The sequence below is a fragment of the Sodalis sp. C49 genome (assembly GCF_046352915.1).
Lineage (GTDB): Bacteria > Pseudomonadota > Gammaproteobacteria > Enterobacterales > Enterobacteriaceae > Acerihabitans.
The window spans coordinates 3,790,669-3,813,238 of record NZ_CP163303.1 but is presented as its reverse complement, the minus strand read 5'-3'; the positions used below and the strand labels follow the sequence as shown (position 1 = coordinate 3,813,238).

Annotated in this window: 16 protein-coding genes; 4 read left to right on the top strand and 12 right to left on the bottom strand. The window is 56.3% G+C overall.

The window, feature by feature from the left end; translation table 11 throughout:
• The first annotated feature begins 224 nt into the window (after positions 1-224).
• A complete protein-coding gene (locus ABUK12_RS17135; protein ID WP_410012980.1) occupies positions 225-1,469 on the top strand; it encodes an MFS transporter in 1,245 nt (414 codons plus the stop codon).
• A 49-nt stretch (positions 1,470-1,518) separates the two neighbouring features.
• On the opposite strand, the gene ABUK12_RS17130 is transcribed toward ABUK12_RS17135, so the two are convergent.
• The 3 genes from ABUK12_RS17130 to ABUK12_RS17120 form a co-directional block, all read right to left on the bottom strand.
• Positions 1,519-3,057 carry an aldehyde dehydrogenase family protein gene (locus tag ABUK12_RS17130; protein ID WP_410012979.1) on the bottom strand — a complete coding sequence of 513 codons (1,539 nt, stop codon included), beginning with the start codon at positions 3,055-3,057 and terminating at the stop codon, positions 1,519-1,521.
• A 140-nt stretch (positions 3,058-3,197) separates the two neighbouring features.
• Positions 3,198-3,833: a glutathione S-transferase gene (locus tag ABUK12_RS17125; RefSeq protein ID WP_410012978.1), complete on the bottom strand. Its 636-nt coding sequence runs from the start codon at positions 3,831-3,833 to the stop codon at positions 3,198-3,200.
• Positions 3,834-3,910: 77 nt separating this feature from the next.
• Positions 3,911-4,513 (bottom strand): hypothetical protein, encoded by a 603-nt coding sequence (locus ABUK12_RS17120; RefSeq protein WP_410012977.1) that lies wholly within the window; start codon positions 4,511-4,513, stop codon positions 3,911-3,913.
• Positions 4,514-4,750: 237 nt separating this feature from the next.
• Here ABUK12_RS17120 and fdhD point away from each other — a divergent pair, with 237 nt between their 5' ends.
• Entirely contained in the window at positions 4,751-5,530 is a 780-nt protein-coding gene (fdhD, locus tag ABUK12_RS17115; RefSeq protein ID WP_410016686.1) for a formate dehydrogenase accessory sulfurtransferase FdhD, read from the top strand.
• Positions 5,531-5,661: 131 nt separating this feature from the next.
• Positions 5,662-6,282, top strand: a complete 621-nt coding sequence (sodA, locus tag ABUK12_RS17110) for a superoxide dismutase [Mn] (RefSeq protein WP_410012976.1) — start codon at positions 5,662-5,664, stop codon at positions 6,280-6,282.
• A gap of 115 nt (positions 6,283-6,397) precedes the next feature.
• Here sodA and ABUK12_RS17105 read toward each other — a convergent pair whose 3' ends face one another.
• The 9 genes from ABUK12_RS17105 to glyQ form a co-directional block, all read right to left on the bottom strand.
• On the bottom strand, positions 6,398-6,946 hold the full coding sequence (locus ABUK12_RS17105; RefSeq protein ID WP_410012975.1) for an MltR family transcriptional regulator: 549 nt from the start codon (positions 6,944-6,946) through the stop codon (positions 6,398-6,400).
• Between the two features lie 58 nt (positions 6,947-7,004).
• The gene (locus ABUK12_RS17100) at positions 7,005-8,153 is read right to left on the bottom strand and encodes a mannitol-1-phosphate 5-dehydrogenase (protein ID WP_410012974.1); all 1,149 of its coding nucleotides are present in this window, start codon (positions 8,151-8,153) and stop codon (positions 7,005-7,007) included.
• 86 nt (positions 8,154-8,239) lie between these two features.
• On the bottom strand, positions 8,240-10,162 hold the full coding sequence (locus tag ABUK12_RS17095; protein WP_410012973.1) for a PTS mannitol transporter subunit IICBA: 1,923 nt from the start codon (positions 10,160-10,162) through the stop codon (positions 8,240-8,242).
• A gap of 524 nt (positions 10,163-10,686) precedes the next feature.
• Positions 10,687-11,403: a DUF3053 domain-containing protein gene (locus tag ABUK12_RS17090; RefSeq protein ID WP_410016685.1), complete on the bottom strand. Its 717-nt coding sequence runs from the start codon at positions 11,401-11,403 to the stop codon at positions 10,687-10,689.
• A 135-nt stretch (positions 11,404-11,538) separates the two neighbouring features.
• Complete coding sequence (locus ABUK12_RS17085; protein ID WP_410012972.1) at positions 11,539-11,745, bottom strand: hypothetical protein; 207 nt, start codon at positions 11,743-11,745, stop codon at positions 11,539-11,541.
• A gap of 226 nt (positions 11,746-11,971) precedes the next feature.
• A complete protein-coding gene (locus tag ABUK12_RS17080) occupies positions 11,972-16,531 on the bottom strand; it encodes an RHS repeat-associated core domain-containing protein (RefSeq protein WP_410012971.1) in 4,560 nt (1,519 codons plus the stop codon).
• A 370-nt stretch (positions 16,532-16,901) separates the two neighbouring features.
• Complete coding sequence (locus tag ABUK12_RS17075) at positions 16,902-18,230, bottom strand: hypothetical protein (RefSeq protein ID WP_410012970.1); 1,329 nt, start codon at positions 18,228-18,230, stop codon at positions 16,902-16,904.
• Positions 18,231-18,811: 581 nt separating this feature from the next.
• Positions 18,812-20,881, bottom strand: a complete 2,070-nt coding sequence (glyS, locus tag ABUK12_RS17070; protein ID WP_410012969.1) for a glycine--tRNA ligase subunit beta — start codon at positions 20,879-20,881, stop codon at positions 18,812-18,814.
• A gap of 10 nt (positions 20,882-20,891) precedes the next feature.
• The gene (glyQ, locus tag ABUK12_RS17065; protein WP_410012968.1) at positions 20,892-21,806 is read right to left on the bottom strand and encodes a glycine--tRNA ligase subunit alpha; all 915 of its coding nucleotides are present in this window, start codon (positions 21,804-21,806) and stop codon (positions 20,892-20,894) included.
• Positions 21,807-21,899: 93 nt separating this feature from the next.
• On the opposite strand from glyQ, the gene ABUK12_RS17060 reads away from it, so the two are divergent.
• Positions 21,900-22,331, top strand: a complete 432-nt coding sequence (locus ABUK12_RS17060) for an N-acetyltransferase (RefSeq protein ID WP_410012967.1) — start codon at positions 21,900-21,902, stop codon at positions 22,329-22,331.
• Positions 22,332-22,570: the final 239 nt, after the last annotated feature.

Sequence of the window (22,570 nt, the reverse complement as noted above, 5' to 3'; positions counted from 1 at the left end):
TCATCCCTATCCGCATTTTGTATGCATACGCTTAATCTTCAATATCTTAAAAATAGGCTATATATCTACAAATGAGGAAGCAAAGTAAAAAATGAATTATCCGGATGAAGGATAATTTCGGCCGGGGTTGCGTGGGATTTAAAATAAATGCAAAATAGCCGGCCAATGTTAAAAACATTGACGGATTATTTTGTTTTTAACTTTATATTTCAGCTGGTTATAATATGCAAAGCTCATTATCTCCCTCCGTTCGTTTAGGCCGGAGGGCGTTGCTATTTCCGTTATGCCTGGTGCTGTTCGAATTTGCCGTCTATATCGGCAACGACATGATCCAGCCGGGCATGATGGCGGTGGTCGCATCCTTTAATGCGGGCCGGGAATGGGTTCCGACCTCCATGACCGCCTACCTGGGCGGCGGCATGGTGCTGCAATGGCTGCTGGGGCCATTGTCGGATCGCCGTGGCCGGCGCCCGGTAATGCTGGCCGGGGTGATGTTTTTTATTGCCGCCTGCCTCGGCATTCTGCTGGCGCAAACCATTGAGCAATTTATGGCGCTGCGTTTTTTACAAGGGTTCGGACTGTGTTTTATCGGCGCGGTGGGCTATGCCACCATCCAGGAGTCGTTCGATGAAGCCACCTGCATCAAAATTACCGCGCTGATGGCCAACGTCGCGCTGATTGCCCCGTTATTAGGCCCGCTGGCCGGCTCCATTATTATCCAGCTGGCCTCCTGGCAGGTCATGTTCGTGCTGTTTGCCGGCCTCTCGGCCATCGCGCTGGCGGGCTTGTGGCGCGCCATGCCCGAAACCGCCTCGCGCCTGGGGGAGTCGTTTTCTCCGGGCGGCCTGTGGCGCGACTATAAGGTGGTGCTGACCAACCGCCAGTTCCTGTACGGCGCCATGGCCATCGGACTGGCCTGCCTGCCGTTGCTGTCCTGGCTGGCCCAGTCGCCGGTGATCCTGATGGGCGACGGGGGGATGACGCCGATGGAATACGGCTTGCTGCAGATGCCGGTGTTCGGCGCGCTGATCCTGGGCAACATCACCCTGGCGCGATTAAGCGGCCGGCGTACCGTGGATCGGCTGATCAAGCTCGGCGCCGCGCCGATCATCGGCGGGCTGGTGCTGGCCACCGCGGCCACCCTGTTCTCGCCCCACGCCTATCTGTGGATGACCGCCGGCATGAGCCTGTACGCCTACGGCATCGGCGTCGCCAACGCCGGCCTGTACCGGCTGACGCTGTTTTCCTGCGCCATGAGCAAGGGCACCGTGTCCGCCGCGCTGGGCATGCTGAACATTATGGTTTATACCCTGGGCATCGAACTGGCAAAAACGCTGTACGCCCAGGGCGGCAGCGGCCTGTTCAACCTGTTTAACCTGATAAGCGTGCTGGGCTGGTATACGCTGGTGCGGCTGTTTATCCGCCGCCGCGCATCCACGCTGACGTCCATTCCCACGCCCGCGCTATAAGCGTCAGCAAGAGAAAGGCCGGCAAAGGCCGGCCTTTGTCACCCTGGGGTTAAAACAGCCCCATCGGCTGATCGGAGTAGCTGACCAGCAGGCATTTGGTCTGCTGGTAATGCTCGAGCATCATCTTATGGGTTTCGCGCCCGATACCGGACTGCTTATAACCGCCGAAGGCGGCATGGGCGGGATAGGCATGGTAGCAATTGGTCCATACCCGGCCGGCCTGGATGCCGCGGCCCATTTTATAGGCCACGTTGCCGTCGCGGCTCCAGACCCCGGCGCCCAAGCCGTAATCCGTATCGTTGGCCAGCGCCAGCGCCTCATCCATATCCTTAAAGGTGGTTACCGCCAGCACCGGACCGAAGATTTCCTCCTGGAAGACGCGCATACTGTTTTTGCCGAACAAAATGGTCGGCTCCAGGTAGTAGCCCTCGGACAGTTGCCCCTCCATCTGTTTGCGCCGCCCGCCGGTGAGGATCTCGGCGCCTTCTTTTTTGCCGATATCAATATAGTTGAGAATGGTGTCCATTTGCCCCGAGGATACCTGCGCCCCCAGCTGGGTCCGGGCATCAAGGGGATTGCCGCTGCGGATGGCCTCGACGCGTTTTACCGCCCGCTCCATAAACCGCTCGTAAATCGATTCCTGCACCAGCGCCCGGCTTGGGCAGGTGCAGACTTCGCCCTGGTTAAAGGCAAACAGGGCAAACCCTTCCAGCGCCTTATCAAAAAACGCATCTTCCTGGTTCATGACGTCGGCAAAAAAGATATTCGGCGATTTGCCGCCCAGTTCCAGCGTGACGGGAATGATGTTTTGCGCCGCATAGCTCATGATGCGCTGGCCTACTTCCGTGGAGCCGGTAAAGGCCACTTTGGCCACGCGCTTTGAGGTGGCGAGGTATTCGCCGATTTCGGCGCCCGCCCCGTTGACCACGTTAATCACCCCCGCCGGCAGCAAATCCTGAATCAGCTCCATCATCACCAGGATGGAAAGCGGGGTCAGCTTGGCCGGCTTAAGGACGATACAGTTGCCGGCGGCCAGCGCCGGGGCCATTTTCCAGCAGGCCATCAGCAGCGGGAAATTCCAAGGAATAATTTGCGCCACCACGCCCAGCGGTTCATGAAAATGGTAGGCGACCGTATCGCCGTCGATTTCACTGATGCCCCCTTCCTGGGCGCGCGCGCAGGAGGCGAAATAACGAAAATGGTCGATAGCCAGGGGCACGTCGGCGGCGCTGGTCTCACGAATCGGCTTGCCGTTGTCCCAGGTTTCCACCGCCGCCAGCAGCTCGACGTTTTGCTCCAGGCGATCGGCGATACGCAGCATGATATTGGCGCGGGTCTGTACCGACATCGCGCCCCACTCCGCTTTCGCCTTATGGGCGGCATCCAGCGCAAGGTCGACGTCGTCAGAGCTGGAACTGGCGATTTCGCACAGCGGCAGGCCGGTTACCGGCGTCAGGTTGACAAAATAATCACCTTTTACCGGCGCGACCCAAGCACCGCCGATAAAGTTGTCGTAACGGGGTTTAAGTTCGAGCGGATAACCATATTCGCCGGGTATTAACCGGCTTGAGGGGGGATTGTAAGCCATGTTTTCTCCTAGACACTGTGACTTTACCAAGAGTGGGCTGGGCTGATAAACGCTATCCTTTAACGTTAGCCGCAGCGGACACCACGAGACAGGTAAGGAGGGAATGAATTTTAACTATTCGAGAGGGTTCACAGTTTGTGTCATAACATTTCAGTGCCATACAGTGCCGCTGCTACTGGCGGCGCAGTACGGGCAAAACTGGTGCGCGCAAACAGCCGTTCCGCCAGCGCCACCAGCATCGGCCGATTCACGCACCAGTTGGGCATCACGCGGCGATAATTGATAAACCCCAGCGTGCAGGCCACGGCAATATCGGCAAGCGTCAGGGTGGGGCCGTTAAGCAGCCTGCCCTCGTGGGCATGTTCCTCCAGCGCGTCCAGGCCGCGGCAGATTTTTGCGCGCTGGTTCAACAGCACGTTTTCATCGGGGCCGCCGCCGCGCCCGCATTCGCGAACGATGGCCATGGCCGCATCCGTCACGCCGTCGGCCAGCGCTTCAATTTGCCTCACCCGCAGCGCTTCCAGGCGATCGGCCGGCAGCAGCGGCGGTTCGGGATGGGCCAACTCCAGATATTCCGCGATGATGGGCGAATCAAAGATACCCTCGCCCCGCTCGTTAAGCAGTACCGGCACCTTGCCCAACGGGTTCACCGCCGTGACGCAGGCATCACGACCGTTAGGAGAGGCGCTGACCAATTCAAAGGCAATATCCTTTTCCAGCAGGATAACTGAGATTTTCCGCACGTAAGGACTGGTATAGCTGCCTAACAGTTTCATTGGTTCGCCTCCGGTGGCCGTGGTCGCACAAATCAGTATGGCTCATGACACAGAAGTTTAAGTTAGAGAAGCCGTATTTAATGGAATGACAACGTGCCCAAGATGTTGCCTACCAGGTCGTCATGAACGGCTGCGCCGGAGGTCGGCGTCAATACCTGGATGGTGATGACGCGATCCAGGTAAGGCGTTATCAACAAGGTGCCCAGCATGGCTTTGCCCTGCATTTCCTGTTGGGAGTCGATGCGCAGGAATTTATGCTTATCCACCATTACCGGGACCTGGCCGGTTTTCCTGACATTCTTGAACTGGGTTTTCAGGCCCGACAGCGCGCCCTGCGCCATTTTATTAAATGCCGCGTCGCTGGTGTCGTTGGCATCGCCGTTGACCGTGCGCACCTCGCTGATGCCCACCGCCTGCGAATGCGCCCGGTTGGCGAACAGCTGGACCACCACGCCGGTATTTTGCGCGTTGGCGTCCTCCCGCGTCTGGTTAACAAAATCCGGCGGCAGTTGTAAGGTTATCTTGCCGTCGAGCAACGCGACCCGGACACTGTTTTTCAGTTCCGGCGCCGGCGCGGCGGCGGAAGAGGACGCCGCCGGCGCCGATGCCGCCGTAACGCCCAGCACCGATACGCCCGCCAGGGCGATCGCGGTCATAATCCTGATAATACGCCTTGCCATGTCAAACATCCTTCTCGCAATCAACGGAGTGGCCGCCAACGGCAGCCTGCTGTGAAAACATCGTTAAGCAAAAGCATAGCCCCTTTTTAAGCGCAGCGGCGCGCCACATGCGCATTTTGTTACCGCGCCGCCGGTGGAGTAGACTAGGGACATCAGGCCCACCAGCACAACGGCGAGTAAACCATCGTGACCGACCCTCTTCCCATACAGGATACCGACCCCACCGCCCTTGCCGGGATAAGCCGGCTCGGCGTTCGCAAACGGGGGCAGCTCGACCAGGAGCTACCCGACTGGCTGGCCGAGGAAGTGCCGGTGGCGCTGGTCTACAACGGCATTTCCCATGTGGTCATGATGGCCTCGCCGAAAGAGCTGGAGCAATTTGCCCTGGGCTTCTCGCTGTCCGAAGGCATTATCAGCGCGCCGGGCGAGATTTACGGTATGGACGTGGTGACGGCCTGCAACGGCCTGGAGGTGCATATCGAACTGTCCAGCCGCCGTTTTATGGCGCTGAAAGAACATCGGCGCGCCATGGCCGGACGCACCGGCTGCGGTGTCTGCGGCGTCGAGCAGCTTGAGGAGATAGGCAAACCCATCGCTCCCCTGCCCTTTACCCAAACCTGGCCGCTGGCGCGGCTGGACCATGCGCTGGCGCAGTTGAAAAGCGTGCAGCCCATCGGCAGGCTGACCGGTTGTACCCACGCGGCGGCCTGGATCACCCCCGACGGCGAACTGACGCTGGGCTGCGAGGACGTCGGCCGCCACGTGGCGCTGGACAAGCTGCTCGGCTGCCGGGCGCGCCAGGGCGCCGCGCCCGGCGCGGTGCTGGTCTCCAGCCGGGCCAGTTATGAAATGGTGCAGAAATCCGCCATGTGCGGCGTGGAAATCCTGTTCGCCGTCTCGGCCGCCACCGCCCTGGCGGTAGACGTGGCCGAACGCTGCGGGCTGACGCTGGTGGGATTCAGTAAGCCGGGGCGGGCCGCGGTTTATACGCATCCCTGCCGAATCGTTGACAGCTAAAGCTAAACATGTTCTTTAAAAGGGACTGATAAACGTTTTAATAAACGTTTAATTAACTATAATGATCGGATTGCTTACGCGGCACTAACATTCATTCAGGGTGCCGCTCACCTAAAATGGAGAAGATAAATATGAGCTATACTCTGCCATCCTTGCCTTATGCTTATGACGCCCTGGAACCGCATTTCGACAAACAAACGATGGAAATCCATCACACCAAGCATCATCAAACCTATGTCAACAATGCCAACGCCGTGCTCGAAAGCCTGCCTGAACTCGCCAGCCTGCCGGTTGACGAACTGATCCAAAAACTCGATCAGGTGCCGGCGGACAAAAAAACCGTACTGCGCAACAACGCCGGCGGTCACGCCAACCACAGCCTATTCTGGAAAGGCCTGAAGCTGGGCACCACCCTTTCGGGCGATCTGAAAACCGCCATTGAGCGCGATCTGGGTTCCGTCGACGCGTTCAAGGAAGCGTTTGAAAAAGCCGCCGCCACCCGTTTTGGTTCCGGCTGGGCCTGGCTGGTATTGAAAGACGGTAAACTGGCCGTGGTCTCCACCGCCAACCAGGACAACCCGCTGATGGGCGAAGCCATCGCCGGCACCTCCGGCTACCCGATCCTGGGCCTGGACGTGTGGGAACATGCCTACTACCTGAAATATCAAAACCGTCGCCCGGACTATATCAAAGCCTTCTGGAACGTGGTGAACTGGGACGAAGCGGCCAAACGTTTCGGCGAAGCCAAATAACCGGCGTCCGTTAAATGTAAAAACCATCCCGCGGGATGGTTCGGTTGATCGCAAACGTCCCGGCCGTAAGGCCGGGACGTTTGCATTTCAGGTACCGTTGCTCCCTGAAGCAGGCTTATTTCAGTAACAACTTGTCAGTGAAGGCTTTTTTCGCGCTGATGCGGACTAAATACTCAGTGGTCGACAGCACCATGGTGGAACGGACAATCTGCTGGTAGCGCTGCTGCTGCATACGCACCAGCGCGTCATCCGCCGGTACGCGGGAAAATTCCGGCAACGGCGGGAACGCCGCGACGCAGTGCAGTTCGCTGAACGGGCCGAGGATTTCATCGTCGGTAAACCGGTATTCCTTGGGATCGTCCTGCAAGGCCTCGTGCAAGGCCATCAGCAGCTCGGCGTCCTCATACTCCTGTCGGCTGATAACGCCCAGGGCGTATACCAGCTTCAGGCGCACCGGTAGTTCGCCCAGCGGACCGGCGCCAATCAGTAGCGGCTCCACGGCATATTTTACCGCGTAATCATCCTTGCGAAAGATTTGCAGCACCAGAATATTGACCGCCTCGGCCAATAATTCCACCGCCGCGCCCATCAAATCCCTGACCGTTGTGCCGGCGTTCAGTTGTTCGAGGACCTGGTTTTCGTACAGTTGAGTATTTTCCGTCATCACCGAACACCATGTAACCCCCGGAGGCGGGATATTGCCCGCCGCCGGATCTTCATCATCATTGCATGGCGTTATAAAGATCCACCACCTGCGCTACCACCTCGCCGTCTTCCTCAAGACCGGAGACCTGCGCCAGCGCCGCTCCGGGGCCTGATTTTTCCAGCAATGCCGCCCATTCCTGCGCCTGGGGATCCTGCTCGCTATGATAATGCATGGCGGCGGCGATGCCCTTAAGCAGGTTGTCGTGGCGCAGGCCGTATTCCATGGTGCCGCGCAGCGGCTTGATCAACCGGTCGCCGGCGCTGAGCTTACGCAGCGGCTGGCGGCCGACGCGCTCTACGTCGTCATGTAAATAGGGATTCTCAAAGCGCTGCAGGATTTTATTGATATAGGCGGCGTGTTTCGCGGCTTCAAAACCGTAACGGTTAATCAGCACCGCGCCGCTTTCTTCCATGGCGCCTTTCACCACCTGGCGGATGTCGGGGTCGAGGATCGCGTCGCGGATGGTCTTATGCCCGGCATGCTGGCCCAGGTAGGCGGTGATGGCGTGGCCGGTGTTAAGCGTAAACAGCTTACGTTCGACAAACGCCATCAGGTTATCGGTCAGCTCCATGCCGGCGATGGCCGGCGGCTCGCCGATGAACTGGGTTTTATCCACAATCCATTCGCTAAAGGTTTCCACCGTCACCGCCAGCGGATCCTGGGTTCCGGCTTCGGCCGGGGGTACGATGCGATCCACCGCGGAATCGACGAAACCGACGTGCTGCGCCACCCAGGCGTGATACTGCTCGGGCAGTGCCTTTAAGACATGCTGTTTCAACTGGCTGGTGCCGCGCACCATATTTTCACAGGCGATAATATTCAGCGGCCGGGTGTTGCCCGCGTCATGGCGCGCGATCAATCCCTTGGCGACGGTACCGGCGATGCGTTCCAGGATCTGCGGCCCTACGGCGGTGGTCACCAGATCAACGTCGGCTATCAATGCCACCACTTCCGCGCCGGTGCTGTTAACGGCGCTGACGCCCCGGACCGTTTCCACATGGGACTGCTCGCCCACGACATGGACCTCGTATTCATGCCTGGCGTTCAAGGCATCAAGCACCGTTTGGTTAACGTCGGCAAACACCACGTCCACCCCGGCATCGGCCAATAATTTACCGATAAAGCCGCGTCCGATATTACCTGCTCCGAAATGTAATGCTTTCATAGATTTAACCTTGGATTCTCTTAGTTAAAAAGGGGCCAACGCAGGCCCCCTCTCAAATACAACCGTTTCCATCGCCCGCGTTGTGGTTAGGCCGTTTTGCCGCCTTTGAGCAGCTCAAGCACTTCATCTACGTCGGTGGTGTTGATCAGGCGTTGGATAACCGCATCGTCGTCCAGCGCGTTTGTCAGGCTGGTAATGACCTGGATGTGCTCGTTATTGCGCGCGGCGATACCAATCACCAGACGGGCAATATCGTCTTCCTCATCACCGAAACGCACGCCCGCCGGATACTGGCAGAATACCACGCCGGTGCGCAGCACCTTATCCTTGGCCTCGATGGTGCCATGGGGAACCGCAATGGACTCGCCCAGGTAGGTGGAGGTCAGCTTTTCACGATCCAGCATCGCTTCCACATACTCCGGCAGCACGTAACCGCCGTTGACCAGTTGTTCACCGGCAAAACGGATCGCCTGTTCCTTATTGTCGGCCTGCCGTCCGAGGAAGATATTGGCCGCGGTCAGCCGGAACAGGTTCTGCTCGCTGTCTTCGAAGCTGTCGTCCAGGGTGGTGATGACTTTATTCTGATTGGTTTCGGTCTTTTGCACCGCGACCAGACGCGCCACCAGATCGGTATACAGCCCGCTGTCCAGGAAGTTGGTCAGGGAGATATGCTGCGCCTGCGGGGCGTGGCGCATGGCCCGCTCGGTCAGGTCGCGGTGGGTGATCACCAGGTCAACATCCTCAGGCAGGCTGTTGATGGCCGTATTGGTGACGCTGATATTGGTCAGCCCGGCTTCCTTGACTTTTTTACGCAGTACCCCGGCGCCCATGGCGCTGGAGCCCATGCCGGCATCGCAGGCCACGATGATTTTACGTACCGAAGCCAGGTCGCCGGTGGCGCCGGCGGTAACCGGCGCGGCCATGCCTTTGGACTGCGCTTTCATGTCTTTTATACGGCGGGTGGCGTCTTCCAGATCGTCCCCTTCCTTGGCCTTCATGCTTTTCAGCAGGATCGAGGCGATAACGAAGGACACGGCAAACGCCGCAATGACCGCGGTGATATTGGCAAAATAGGCGCCTTTAGGCGTCATGGCCAGCACCGCCAGGATGGAACCCGGCGAAGCGGGGGAAACCAGGCCGCCGTGCAACACGCTCAGGGTAAACACGCCGGTCATGCCGCCGAGGATTACCGCTATCAGCAGACGCGGGTTCATCAGCACGTAAGGGAAATAGATTTCGTGGATACCACCCAGGAAATGGATGATGGCCGCGCCGCCGGCGGACTGTTTGGCGTTGCCGCGACCGAAAATCATGTAGGCAATCAGCACGCCCATGCCCGGACCCGGGTTGGCTTCAATCAGGAAGAAGATCGATTTGCCGGTGGCGGTAGCCTGCTGGATGCCCAACGGCGAGAAGATGCCGTGGTTGATGGCGTTATTCAGGAACAGGATTTTTGCCGGTTCGACAAAGATCGAGGCCAGCGGCAATAAATCGTGGCGTACCATCAGGTTCACGCCCGCCGCCAGGATATGGGACAGGATTTCAACCAGCGGCCCGATGGCCAGGAAGGCGATAATCGCCAGGATCATGCCGATGATGCCGGCGGAGAAGTTGTTGACCAACATCTCGAAGCCGCTTTTGATCTTGCCGTCCACCATACGGTCAAAACGTTTAATCGCCCAGCCGCCCAACGGACCGGCCAGCATGGCGCCGAGGAACATCGGCATATCCGCCCCGGCAATCACGCCCATGGTGGTAATGGCGCCCACCACGCCGCCGCGTTCGCCGCCGGCCAGCCGTCCGCCGGTATAACCGATCAGCAACGGCAGCAGGTAGGTGATCATCGGGCCGACTAATTTAGCCAGCGTCGCGTTGGGTGTCCACCCGGTGGGGATGAACAGCGCGGTGATAATCCCCCAGGCAATAAAGGCGCCGATATTCGGCATCACCATATTGCTCAGGAAACGGCCAAAATTTTGTACTCTGACCTTGATATCCGAAGAAGACATAAAAAACACCCCTATTGATACGCGCCGGACAATAAGGGCGCGTGAAAATTGTTGCGACAGTGTTGCATTCTCTGTCGGTAGTTCTATAAGCAGCGGGACTCTACCACGCTGCGTGCCGAATGCGTACTCAGCGGCGTAACTGTGACGAATATCACCATGTCACCCCCTGTTTATCCCCTATATCGGTGATATTCATCACAAATTCCGTATGAAAAAAAACCACAATTATAACTTCAGGGAGTTAACGGCGGGTAAATTGTGATAGAGATCACTCTTGCTTGCTGGGTATTTGTTTGATAAATGTGATTTGTATCACAAATTATTTATCATCCCAGCCGGGCATCGGCGAAGAGAGGGCGATAGAGGCTGATTTAGACGCTAAAAGGCGGAATTGCGTAGCTAAAGCTGTAAGAAAATTACCGCTGTAATACCTGCGTTTTCTCGCACGCACGACAGCCATCATGACGCGGATATGTTACAAAAAGGTGACCCGGCGGGCCACCTTGGTGTAACGCGGCGCGTCATTAGCGCAGGGCCGTCCCTGCGGCGGTCTGCGCCTGCATCAGCTGCTGGTGCTGGCTTTGCAGGCCGGCCATCAGCTCATTATATTGCGTCGCCTGCAGCCGGGTGGGAAAGGCCACCGACGTGGGGCTGTAGGTCACCTGGCTGCCCTGCATATTCAGGAAATTGCCCACCTGGATCAGGGTTTCCGCAAGCTGCGCCGCGCTGGTCACCACCGGCGTCACCTGCTGTGCCGGCTGAATCACCAGCTTGGTATAGGCCTGTTCGTATACCGCCTTCAGGTCGTCGGGCTGCTTTAGCGCGGCGCGGGAGTCATCCGCCTGTTTTTTCAGGCGTTCTATCTGCGGCCCCAGCAGATTCAGCGCCCCTGCGGACTGCTGCAAATCCACCCGGTGGGTAAGATAATCCTGCGGCACGCGGATCTGGCTGACCTGATCCAGCACCGGCAGCAGGCTGGCATTGACCGCCTGGGTATATTGCTGGGTAAAGGTCAGCAGGATCTGGTAGTCGGCCACATAGGTGCCGAACTGTTTTTTCTGATCGTCGGTCAGCGTCGGCAGGCGCTCGCCGCCCGGCAGCACGGTGGTTTGTAGAAACGCCATAAACGCCTTGCGCTGCTCCGGCTCCTTGTCGCCGCAGGCGGTAATCTGCAGCGCCAGCATCAATAGCACTGGAATCATCAGCGCATAGCGCAACTGCGCCAGTCTGTCCCTTAACATCATGACCAACTACTCCTGTAAAATAGCTCACCCCTTTCCCTGGTTACCCAATTAACGCGTCCTGTTTGCAGTGTAAGGATAGTCCACTTTGCGAGGAATAAATATGCTCAAAGCCTTACCGATGGTCTCATTTTTTTACAAAACCCGCGGCGCATCGAACCCATCCACGGCATCAAGGGTAAGGGACGCACATCCGCTATTGCCATAGCGGTCCGTCAACCGCAACGGCAAGGCCGGAGGAATAAAGCCGTTGCCGGTCAGACTGAAGCCCCAAACGTTATCACCAGCCGGCGAGGGGCCGGCAGACACATCGTAAACATCGGTCTCGATAATAAAAATCAATAAGATTACTTTATTGCATCAGGTCACTTACCTCTATCATGTGATCATTTTAACGAAATGAAATGGCACGACAGCAGCTCTTTTATGATACTTAAATCATTAACGCGGATTTTCTGAGGTTTTATCAAGATGAAAACATGCTAATAAAACACCACATTTATAGTCACGCCGCGCACACAATTATTACTGTATATAAACGATGACTTGATTCAGATATTCCGTCGCTTTATTTAAGACTGAATTTCTTGGTCAAGTGAAAGCGCATGGGATCTTTGATTACGAAGGTATTCGGGGCGTCCCACTCCCATACGCGGCAAAAAATACCGTCAATAGTTTTATAACGCAATCCTTTGTCCTCCAAGTTTTTTAACAAGGTACGTATTGTAACCATTTCAAAATTTTGCGAGGCATGAGAACGCACGGTGATAATATCCACTTTATACTCACTTGCAAGGCGGGACGCAAAAAGATCGTCATCCTTAGGGAATCGCTCTAACCGGTAATTGTGCTGAAAATCACGGCGAGTGACCTCTGCGGGCGTAAAGCTATTGTCGGCTGCTTGCCGCAATCCCAACCTTAGCCTTCTTCCCTCTTTTATACCATACCTCACTTGAGTCCCTTGCGGCGGCGTGAAAAAACCCGCCTCTTGGTGATATTTTCCATGGGACGAAATAATAAGGCGTTCTGAATTTTCAGACCCTTTAAATAAATACAGATCGTCGCCCAACTCTATCCTGTTGCCAAGCGCGATATCTTCAAGACCTCCTCCCCTGGTGGTGTTAGCGCGTCTGGCCGCCAATTTGCCGACGCCCGCCCCCGCCCCCGCGCCTAATCCCAGAGCCAGCGATGCCCATCCCAGCGCCGCCGAGGCCTGCGGATTCTTTTCCTCCAGCGCGATGGAGGCAATGCCTGTCGCCGCCGCCGCCGCTTCAAGGGTAATCAAGACGCCCGCGACCAATGATAGTGAGGCGCCGCCGGTGGGGATGCTCAAGGCAAAGCCTACGACAGCCAAAACGATACCCAGAATGCCCTGCCAGCTGATATGGCCGCTCGGATCGGCGTTATTGACCGGGTCGCCGGCGCAATAGACATAGGCATTGATACCGCCCGCGCCGAACGGACTTAACGAATCCGGCGTATTAAAACGCATCAGCACCGGGTTATAAGCGCGATAGCCGTTGCCCAGGTGATAAGCGCCGCTCACCGGATCGGGACGCTCGCCGGTAAAACCGGGCAACGACGGGCGGAAGGCAGGACTAAAGCCCCAGGGGGTATAACGGACCAGCTCCGAGGTCTGATTTTCGGCCCGTGACCACAGCAGGCTGTTCTGATCATTGGTGGCCGTCAGTCGCAAGTTGGTACCGTCATGCACCGCTGCAGTGGCGCCGCCCAGTTTGGCTAGCCGCACCGGCCGCAACGCGCCGGGTTGCTGCTCGTTGACCCTCTCATCATTGCGGTAATAAAGCGCATGCGCGCCGCGCCCGGTTACCGATTGTCCGACCAATCGATTGAGGGCGTCATAGCCATAACCGCCGCCCGGAGCGGGGCCGCCCGTCACCGAAATCAAACGGCCCAGCGGGTCATAAGCCAACCGGCGTCCGGCCTCGTCCAGCGTCATCTGGCCGTTGGCGTCATACGTCAGCGCTATCACGGCGGGATAATCCGGATGGCTGTGCTGCACCCGGCTGAGCTGGGTGGGATCGCTGGGGTTATTAAATTGAAACAGCGCATTGTCCACGCCGCCGGGAAACGTAGTGCCGCATTGGGTAATGTTGTCGATGGCGTCATAGACAAAGGTCTGTAACGAGATAGACTTGCCGTAGGGGTCTACCGGCGGCGCGGCGCCGGCGCAGGTATAGCGTTCCAGCCGGTTGCGGCTGTCGTAAAACCAGGCTTCCTGGCGCAGTATTACATTATTGTGCCGTGTTTCGCTGCTGCGCCGCTGGTCGTTGGCATACCAGGTCTGGCTTATGGTCAGCGTTTCGTTATTGGCCGCTGTGACCGAGCGGGCAATCTCGCGGTCAAACTGATCGTAGCCCAGCCTGATGGTGCAGCCATGCAGACCGCGTGGGTCGGCGGTGTGCCGCGTTTCCAGTCTGCCCAGCGCATCGTAGGTCAGTGTTATAACCATATCCGCATCGCTGACCCGAACCAGTTGCCCCACCGCATTATACTGATATTGGGTCTGCGTGCCGGTGACATCGGTATACTGCGTCTGGCTGCCCATCAGGCTCCAGGCGTGGTTTACCCCACGCAACGGCTGGCCCGGCACGGTAAAGGTTTCTCCCTGCAACTGGCCGGAGCGGGTAAACGCGCGCGTGGTAACCACGCCATTATCGCCCGTGGCCCGCGTCATTCTGCCGCTCAGGGGGTCCCAGGTAAAATCCTGGCGCAGGGTGCCGCTGGTCACGCTCCTGACGGCATTATCCAATTGGGGAATATATTCATAGCGCAGCACTTCGCCCATCGGCGTGGTCACAGTGGACGGCAGCGGGCTGGCGCCAGTCCAGCCAAAACGGGTCAGGCGACCGCCGCTGGTACTTTGCATGATGCGCCCACTGCTGTCATATGCCTGGGAGCCCAACTGAAAAATACGCGCAGCGGAATTAGTAACACGGATGGCGGTAGCCCATAGCTGGTCGCTAAACGGCACGTACATTTTACTCACCACGCTACCGTCGGGCAGACGTTGGCCTACTACCCGATCGAAGGCGTCATACTGGTAATCGATGGTGCGGCCCATTTCATCGGTTTCCTGACGCAAACGACCCAGGCCATCATAACGGCGGGTGACCTGCCCCAGCGTCACGCCCGACCGATCGCGCCGGACAATGGTCAGCGGCAGCCCGCGGACGTCCAGAGTGGTCAGGGTCCAGCCGGCATATAGCGTCTGATTATTGGCGAAGCCCTCGCGGGTCTCAGCCTGGGTCAGTGCAATCGGGTCGCTTTGGGTTATCAACGTGGTTCCGTCGTTGAACGCGGTACGCAATAGGTTCCCCCAAATGTCATACGTGATCGCCGCCGTACGCGCCATACGGGCGACCTGGCCGCTACGGGGATAGTCAAACACGCTTTCGGCGACCCGCTCGCCAAAAGCATTATAGGCGGCGGTTTGCGCCTCAAACCACTGACCGTTTGTATCCGGATCGCTAACTTCCTGGCGCGTCACCCGCCCCAGGCCATCAAACCAGCTGCGCGTGGCATTGCCGAGCGGATCGGTGGTGGTGGTGTAAATAGCGGTGCCGCCGGTTACAGGCTGGGTTGCATAGGCAAGCATGGTCACCTGCTGGAACGCGCTGCCGGCATTGCGGGTGGAGCGGGTAGGGCGACCGAGATTATCATAGACATTTACCGTGCGGTTGCCCTGCTCATCGGTCTCGGCCAGCACCCGCCCACTTAATATCGATACTTCCCGGCTGGTAGTGAGCGTTAGCTTATCGTGACCGGTGACCCGCTCGCTGGTGGTCAGCACATTTGCGTTTAACGTATAAAGTTGTTCGAGGAAATTCGGATAACTCAGACTACTGTTGTTGAGGTCATAAAACCAGCGCACCGTGCGCGCAGGTCGCCCATGCATCGTCGGGCTGGCGCGCTGGTTAAGGTAGAACTGCTGGGTATGCAGTATCCGGGTTGCGCCGCTGGCGTCAAAGCGGTCTTCCATCAGCACGCTATAAGGGGCGGGGGCGCCGGCCATGGCGGGCAGGGAAATATAGTTGTAGTTCTCGTCGCGCGCGGGGGTGGAGAACGCCGAGGGGGCCGGGATTGTATTTTTCCGCCGTATAAAGCGTGTAAATCCCCATGGGTCGGGCGGGCAGCCGGGCTCCCCGGCGGACGAATAATAAAACAGCTCGGTAACCATACCGTCCGGGGTTTGCGTGCGGGTGGGATTGCCTGAGGCATCAAATTCCGTCAGGGTAATTTCGCTGCGCGGCGTACCGGAGAGATAGCGCCATATAACAGTCCGGCTGCGCGGCAGCTGAAACTGCGGGGGCTGATTGTCAAAAACCGTGCCCGGCAAGGCATAATACTCGGTAATGGTACGAGTGCTGGCACCCAGGCTTTGCGTTTCCTCTTCGATTTGCAGATGGAAGTTATTGTATGTGCAGATCGTCGCCCGCGAGACGCCGCCGCTGGTCACTGTTCTGCGCGACCAATAGGTATAGGCGTTGAGAACCCCGAAAAGGTTATCGCGGTCCGGCGACCAACTGCCGGCGGTGCCGTAGCCGAGGTAATTCGAGTTGGAGTAGGTATAAGTAGTGTCAATCCCCTCCTGACCGGCGCCGGGAGATTTTAAATGCCTTGATACCGCCGGCAGGGCAGGCAGGCCCGCACTGGTCGGAAACAACATCCGGGCGTTTTGATACCAGACCTGCTCCCTGAGCCCGGTGGGATAGTGAATACCGGTAATCGGATACCAAGACCCGACCGTTGTATAGTCAAACGTCCAGGTCAAGGGCGGCGTCACCGCGTTATTCGTCAACTGGTACAGATTATTATTACGGTAAATCATCGTCAGGACATAACTTTCGCTGCTCCCCGGCCAAAGGGTAAACGTGGAGGCGTTAGTGCCGGAGTAGACCGCCGACAGCAACAGTTTGCCGGTGCTATCGGTAATTCTTTCCAGGCGCGTCAGAGAGCCGAGGATGTTCCAATCAAACTTAAGCCACTGACCGGTGGGTGAATGAATATATTCCGGGACTTTCATCGACCGCGCGTCCTGTGGGCCGGTCAGCACTTCCACGGTGCCGTTTTTCCAGATAATAAAATAATTGGTACTGGTCCGCATAAAGCGAAAGCTGTCCAGCTTATGCTGAACAATGATCGGTTGATCTCCGGTTTCAATAATATTATATCGCTCGCCGGTATTAAGCACTAATAGCCGATTCGCGAAGTCATAATAGGAATAACCCAGTGAGATACCTATTCCGTAACCATCATTTCCGGTGCTAAGCGGTGAATATGTCAACCTGGCGTCAAATGCCGGGCCAACACCGCCGTTACCCACCAAATTGGCAATGGGAAGCGCGATTACAAACAGGCCCGTGCGGGGATCGACTCCGCCCTGCAGACCCTCGATAGAATTTGAGGCCTGGGAAGAAAATAAATTGCTCATAGATCAATCCTTGCGAGTTTATTTACTTTTTTCGTTTATACAATCATCGTAACTGAGGCACATCGAAGTAATCATTGGTATTAAAATACAGTGTGAGATTGCCTTTATTACCGTATTTATCAGTGAGACTAATAACACGCGTGCTCGCTTGGCCGCTACTCCAATAATGAGCCACAATGTCAGTCTCACCCCATATAGAAAACTGATACATGACCAACGTTGCCGGATTCGTAATATTATTATCTACGTCACCGGCATTTAAAGAGGTAAATAATTTAAACGCGAAACCAGAAGCATACCCCAAGAAATGGCCTTGAACTTCTGGATTAAATGGCTTTACATACCAAAAATTCACTTGATAATAAGAGCGGCCCCAGCCACGCTCCATCACAGAAAAAGGCCGACTATAAAGGTAACTAGAGCCTTGAGCAATTCCTGTAAATCCTGCCCCCCCCCAAGGGTCATTACCTAAATTCAAATCGGCGTCCGAAATAATATCCATAGGTTCTGCTAATAAAAAAGTTCCTCCTATTTTTGGATAAAGATTGATAGTTACACAATCGAGCGTTCCATTATAATGATAATAGGTAACTAGTCTATGGGACTCCCAATAAATATTATCCCGTAAAGTTTCTCTCGATCGTTGACTGAGAGTAACGTTTCTCGCGTCAGAATAATCAATGGGGTCCAAGGCATTAATTGTAACAGAACTGAAAAATCCGGGGGTACCGTATAAACCTGTACTTATCACCTTTGGCGAAGCGGCCGGATGGGTCAAGGTTAGTTGCACCGCGATTTCAATGGTTCTGGAAGGACTAGCTGCCCCACGTCCTACGAAATAACTAAACGTTCTGCCACTTGTCTCGATAAGTCCATCCACAGGCACCATTTGAGATTCGGTTTCCCTGAACCTTTCGGACATGTTCATCTCATTGATATCACCTTGGTAATATCCCGTTGATGAATAGCTGTTTTCCAACATATGATCTTTTTCAAATGTAGTCTGATGGGCATCTGCATTTGTCTCAGTATTGTCAGGCAGTATGTACGTAGACGGTGTATCCTGGACTGGCGCAAATGATGGTGCCGGAGGGAGAATATCGAACCCAAGGGAACCATAAACAACAAACCAAGTACTGTTGTTAGGATTCTGGCTTAGATGCGCTGTCCTAATAACCTCTATTAGATTTACATTACGTCGAAACTCGTCCAATGAATAATCCGTGAATTCCTGGCCGAATTCATCCAATGCTTTTATATAAATGATAACTTCTACGGTGTTGAAACCATTTCCATAGATATATGCAACACGGTTAGTTGTAGTAAATGAAACCTGCAAGGATTCAATAGATTTGATATCAGACCAAGCCATTTTTTACCTCCTATCATTATAAAATCACAATCGATATTCAAGAAGCTAAAATTATTTTTGTAAAATTCAAATTCCAATTACTGAATTTCATTAACTGAAACAAGAGAAGATTCTTTCATTAACATTATTTTTATATTTTTTCCTATATAAAACAATATGTATTTATTTTCATTAAAATTCCTTAATTATTGTTAAAGGAAAAGTAATTCAAAAGGATGTCAATAAATGGAATTCATAAACGCTACAAAATTCTTTTTTTTCAATCATTTAAAGAATAAATAAGAGAGAGGTGCATACATTAAAAAACTTTATTCTAAGATAAAAACAGATCACATTGCTGTTAAAAATTTTTCGCTCACTCACTATAAAACGATAGTACCAGCAGTAAATTGCCATCGGGCATTAATATTTTAATTTATGTCGAGTAAAAGTTAAAAAATGTCATATCAATAAGTTTCATCAATATTGATAACAAGGCGTCAGAGAAAAGCCATTTGCTGGTTTAAGCACTTTGCTAAAAAAAACCGATCAGTATTAACTGACCGGCTCTGCATACTACTGTCTGCTTATGGCAAGAGTCGCTATTGCAGCAGCGAGATATCCGCCACCCGCAAAAACAGCTGTTGCAGCTGGCTGAGCAGCGTCAGGCGGTTGACCCGCACCTCGGCGTTGTCGTCCATCACCATCACTTTATCGAAAAACGCGTCCACCGGCTCGCGCAGGGTGGCCAGTTCCGCCAGCGCTTCCTGGTAGCGGCCCGCGGCAAACAGCGGCTCCAGCTTATCGCGCAACACCGTAAGATGCGTCGCCAGCTGGATCTCCGCCGCGTCTTTCAGCACCGCGGCGCGCACGTCGCCGTTCAGGGTGTCGGTGGCCTTGGCCAGGATATTGGACACGCGCTTGTTGGCGGCCGCCAACGCGGCGGCGGCGTCCAGGGTGCGGAAATAGGTGACCGCGCGCATGCGGGCTTCGAAATCCGCCGGTCGGGTAGGCCGGCGCGCCAGCACCGCCTGGATGGTGTCGACGCTGTGGCCCGCTTCCTGGTACCAGGCGCGGAAGCGGCCGAGCATAAAGTCGACCACATCGTCCACCACCCTGGCATTGGTGAGTTTTTCACCGTACAGGCGCGCGGCTTCGGCGGCCAGGGCCGATAAATCCAGCGGCAGGTTGTTCTCGACGATAATGCGCAGCACGCCCAGGGCGGCGCGCCTGAGGGCAAACGGATCTTTATCCCCTTTCGGATGCTGGCCGATGCCGAAAATACCGGCCAGGGTATCCATTTTCTCGGCGATGGCCACCGCCGAGGATACCGGCGTGGACGGCAGGGCATCGCCGGAGAAACGCGGCTGGTACTGTTCTTTTAGCGCCAGCGCCACGTCTTCCGGCTCGCCGTCGTGGCGGGCGTAGTGCATGCCCATCACGCCCTGGGTGTCGGTAAACTCAAACACCATATTGGTCACCAGGTCGCACTTGGACAGCAGCCCGGCGCGGGCGGCATGCTGCACGTCGGCGCCAATCCGGCCGGCAATCCAGCCGGCAAGCGACTCGATACGATCGCTTTTATCGCGCACGGTGCCCAGCTGCTGCTGGAATAATACGGTATCCAGCCGGGGCAGCCGGTCTTCCAGGCGTGTTTTCAAATCGGTGTTATAGAAAAATTCGGCGTCGGCCAAACGTGGGCGCACGACTTTTTCATTGCCGGATATCACCTGGCTTGGGTCTTTGGAGGCGATATTGGAAACAAAGATAAAGTGCGGCAGCAGCTTGCCCTGGGCGTCGTACACCGGGAAGTATTTTTGATCGCCCTTCATGGTGTAGACCAGGGCCTCGGCCGGTACGGCGAGGAATTTTTCCTCAAACCGCGCGGTGAGCACCACCGGCCATTCCACCAGCGAGGTCACTTCTTCCAGCAAACTGTCGGTCAAATCGGCAGTACCGCCGATTTCCCTGGCCGCCGCCTCGGCGTCGCGCTTGATCTGGGCCTTGCGCAGCTCGTAATCGGCCATCACCTTGCCACGTTCCAGCAGCAGGGCCGGGTATTGGTCCGCGTTGTCCAGCGTCAGTTCGGACTCGCCCATAAAACGGTGGCCGCGCACGGCGCGGGCGGAGTCTATGCCCAAGATACGCCCCGGAATCAGCTCGTCGCCCAGCAGCAGGACGACGGTATGCACCGGACGGATAAACTGCGTGTCGCTGTCGCCCCAGCGCATCATGCGCGGGATCGGCAGTTTAGCCAGCGCGGTGGTGACCATGCCCGGCAGCAGTTCCTGCGCGCGCTTGCCTTTAACCGACGCCCGGTAGAGCAGCCATTCGCCCTTGTCGGTCACCTGGCGTTCCGCCTGCTCGACGGTGATGCCGCAGCCGCGCGCCCAGCCCTCGGCCGCCTTGGTGGGTTTGCCCTCGGCGTCAAACGCCTGGGCAACGGCGGGACCGCGTTTTTCAATGTTGCTGTCGGCCTGGGCGGCGCCAAGGTTTAGCACCTTAAGCGCCAGGCGGCGGGGCGAGGCGAACCATTGCACCTCACCGTGGGGCAGGTTGGCGCCGTCGAGTTCGGCGGTAAACAGGGTGGCGAACGACTGCGCCAGTTGGCGAAGCGCTTTTGGCGGCAGCTCTTCCGTGCCGATTTCCACCAGGAAAGTGTGTTGCGTCATGGCCGGCCTCTTATTTCTCGTTCTTTTTGCACATCGGAAAACCCAGGGCTTCCCGGGAAGCGTAGTAGGCTTCGGCGACCGCTTTGGTCAGGGTGCGGATCCGCAGAATATAACGCTGACGTTCGGTAACCGAGATGGCCTTGCGGGCATCCAATAAATTAAAGCTGTGCGCCGCCTTGAGAATACGTTCATACGCCGGCAGCGGCAGGGGTTTTTCCAGCGCCAGCAGCGTCTGCGCTTCTTTTTCGTACTGATCGAAACAAACAAACAGGAAGTCGACGTCGGCGTACTCGAAGTTATAGGTGGATTGCTCCACTTCGTTTTGATGGAATACATCGCCGTAGGTGGTCTTGCCCAGCGGGCCGTCGCTCCAGGTCAGGTCATAGACGCTGTCCACGCCCTGCAGGTACATGGCCAGGCGTTCCAGGCCATAGGTGATTTCGCCGGTCACCGGGCGGCATTCCAGCCCGCCCACCTGCTGGAAGTAGGTAAACTGCGTCACTTCCATGCCGTTGAGCCACACTTCCCAGCCGAGGCCCCAGGCGCCAAGCGTCGGGTTTTCCCAGTTGTCCTCGACAAAACGGATATCGTTAATGGTCGGATCCAGCCCGACTTCTTTCAGCGAGCCGAGGTATAATTCCTGGATATTGTCCGGGGAAGGCTTGATGATGACCTGAAACTGATAGTAGTGCTGCAGGCGGTTGGGATTTTCGCCGTACCGGCCGTCGGTGGGACGACGCGACGGCTGCACGTAGGCGGCGGCAATCGGCTCCGGTCCCAGCGCCCGCAGGCAGGTCATGGGATGGGAGGTGCCCGCGCCGACTTCCATATCCAGCGGTTGGACAATGGTGCAGCCTTGGCGCGCCCAGTAGTCCTGTAAGGTCAGGATCAGGCCCTGAAAGGTCTTGGGATCAAACTTTTGCATGTTGAATTCGCACGCGATAAAAGTGGATATATTAAGAATGCGCCAGTATACCCTCTGGCGGTAAGATATACAGCCCAATTAAGGAGTAAGGCGATGATCCGCCCGTTTGTGCCGGGCGATATGCCCGCGCTGCTGGCGCTGTGGCTGGACAGCACCACCCGCGCCCATCCCTTTATCCGCGCCGGCTACTGGCTTGAGAGCCTGCCGTTGGTGCGCGACGACTACCTGCCGCAAGCCCGGAGCTGGGTGGCTGAGCGCGACGGCGTCATCACCGGCTTTATCAGCGTGATGATGGAGCAGTTTGTCGGCGCGGTTTTTGTCGCGCCCCGCTACCATCGCCAGGGCATCGGCCAGGCGCTGATGACGCGGGTAAAACAGCGCTACCCGGTGTTGACCCTTGAGGTCTACCAGTTAAACCGCGCCGCCTGTCATTTTTACTACCGCCAGGATTTCCGCGAAATCGGCAAGGCTTTTAACGCCGAAACCGGCCATATGCTGCTGACCCTGCAATGGCGCGCCGGTTAAAAGCGTTTGTTACCGCTTCAGGATTGGCTATGCTAACGCTGGTCAGCAGGTTATTTACCCGGGGCGAAAAAACGTTGCCCATGCATGCGCTGGCGCGGCAAACAAATCAATGCCGCCGGGACGCAGGCACATAATCCGCACATGCACGTTGTTCAATGGTTTAATAATACGCGCCGCCGGGGCGCGGATAAATTTATCAGCCGCTCAGGTGCATGAATTTCTATCAGGAGAGGTACGCC